The organism is Bradyrhizobium sp. P5_C11_2 (assembly GCF_054049755.1).
In genome coordinates, this window is record NZ_JBFULT010000836.1 from 1 (window position 1) to 2,268 (window position 2,268).

Sequence of the window (2,268 nt, forward strand, 5' to 3'; positions counted from 1 at the left end):
GGACTGCGCCGGGCCCAGGCCGGCTATTATGCCCGCCGCTTCGGCGTGAAGCTCAACCCGGACACCGAAGTGGTGGCGACGCTCGGCTCCAAGGAGGGCTTTGCCAACGTGGCCCAGGCGATCACCGCGCCCGGCGACGTCATCCTGTGCCCGAACCCTAGTTACCCGATTCACGCCTTCGGCTTTTTGATGGCGGGCGGCGTGATCCGCTCGGTGCCGTCGGAGCCGACGCCGCAGTTCTTCGAGGCGGTGGAGCGGGCGATCGTGCATTCGATCCCGAAGCCGCTGGCGCTGGTGGTCTGCTACCCCTCGAACCCGACCGCCTATGTCGCGAGCCTCGACTTCTACACGGACCTCGTGGCGTTCGCGAAGAAGCACGAGATCCTGATCCTGTCCGATCTCGCTTATGCCGAGGTCTATTTCGACGAGAACAACCCGCCGCCCTCGGTGCTCCAGGTGCCCGGCGCAATCGACGTCACCGTCGAGTTCACCTCGATGTCGAAGACCTATTCGATGGCCGGCTGGCGCATGGGCTTTGCGGTCGGCAACGAGCGCGTGATCGCGGCGCTCGCCCGCGTCAAATCCTATCTCGATTACGGCGCCTTCACGCCGGTGCAGGTCGCTGCGACCGCCGCGCTGAACGGGCCCGACGATTGCATCAAGGAGATGCGCGACACCTATCGCAAGCGCCGCGACGCGCTGGTCGAATCGTTCGGCCGCGCCGGCTGGGAGATTCCGCCGCCGGACGCCTCGATGTTCGCCTGGGCGCCGCTGCCGGAAGCGTTCCGCAGCGTCGGCAGCATGCAGTTCGCAACCCTGATGGTGGAGAAATCCGGCGTCGTGGTGTCGCCCGGCGTCGGCTTCGGCGAGCATGGTGAAGGATATGTCCGCATCGCCATGGTGGAAAACGAGCAACGGATCAGGCAGGCCGCGCGCGGCGTGCGCCGCTTCCTTGAAAGCGGCATCGAAACGTTGCACAACGTCGTTCCGCTCGCCAATCGGCGCTAATTCTCCTCGGCAGGTTTTCGAAAAGCATCATGGTCGCACCCCTGAAAGTGGGCATAGCGGGGCTCGGCACCGTGGGCGCCGAAGTTGTCCGTCTGATTGAAACGCAAGCCCGCGTGCTCGCCGGCCGCAGCGGCCGCGGCATTCGCGTCGTCGCCGTCACCGCGCGCTCGAAGGCGAAGAAGCGCGGCGTCGATCTGCGTGGCGTCGAATGGGCCAAGGATCCGATGGCGCTGGCCACGCATCCCGGCATCGACTGCTTCGTCGAGCTGATGGGCGGCGCCGGCGACCCCGCGCTCTCCGCGGTCGAAGCCGCGCTCAACGCCGGCAAGTCCGTCGTCACCGCCAACAAGGCGTTGCTCGCCAAGCACGGGCTCAAGCTGGCAAAAGCCGCCGAAAAGCACGGCGGTGCGCTGAATTTCGAGGCAGCCGTCGGCGCCGCGATCCCCGTCATCAAAACGTTACGCGAGGGTCTTGCGGGAACCGGCATCAACCGCATCTACGGCATCCTCAACGGCACCTGCAATTACATCCTGACCCGGATGGAGCAGGAGAGCCTGTCGTTCGCCGAATGCCTGAAGGATGCGCAGCGGCTCGGCTATGCCGAGGCCAATCCGTCCTTCGACGTCGACGGCCATGATACCGCGCAAAAACTCGCCATCCTCGCCAGCCTCGCTTTCGGCACGAAAGTTGCTCAAAGCGCGGTGTATGTCGAAGGTATCTCGTCCATCGCGCCGGAGGATCTGCGCGCGGCTGCCGATCTCGGTTACCGCGTCAAGCTGCTCGGTGTTGCGGTTCGTACCGCCAAGGGCATCGAGCAGCGCGTGCACCCGACCATGGTTCCAAAATCCTCCTCGATCGCGCAGGTGATGGGTGTCACCAATGCGGTCACGATCGATGGCGAGGGCATTCCGCCGATCACGCTGGTCGGCCCGGGCGCCGGCGGTGCTGCGACCGCATCCGCCGTCGTTGCCGACATCGCCGACGTTGCGCGCGGTATCCGCGCCAATCCGTTCGGCCGGCCGATCTCGCAACTGCGCGACACCAAGAAGGCGCCGATGGAGCGGCACGAGGGCGGCTACTACATCCGYCTTCTGGCGCGCGATTTCCCGGGCACCGCGGCTGCGATCGCGACCCGGCTTGCAGAACAGAAGATTTCGATCGAATCGATCGTGCAGCGTCATCCCAATGGCGGCGCCGCGCCGGCAAACGGCAAGGCGGTGCCCGTGCCGGTCATCCTGATCACCTATGCGACGCATGAGG

At 65.8% G+C, this 2,268-nt stretch carries 2 protein-coding genes; both read left to right on the forward strand.

From position 1 onward, the window contains the following. Window positions 1-1,008 (forward strand): LL-diaminopimelate aminotransferase (locus tag ACXJL8_RS39205; RefSeq protein WP_456686829.1); only part of this gene is annotated, 1,008 nt, incomplete at its 5' end. A 29-nt stretch (window positions 1,009-1,037) separates the two neighbouring features. Beyond that, on the forward strand, window positions 1,038-2,268 hold a 1,231-nt coding region (locus ACXJL8_RS39210; protein WP_456686830.1), incomplete at its 3' end, for a homoserine dehydrogenase.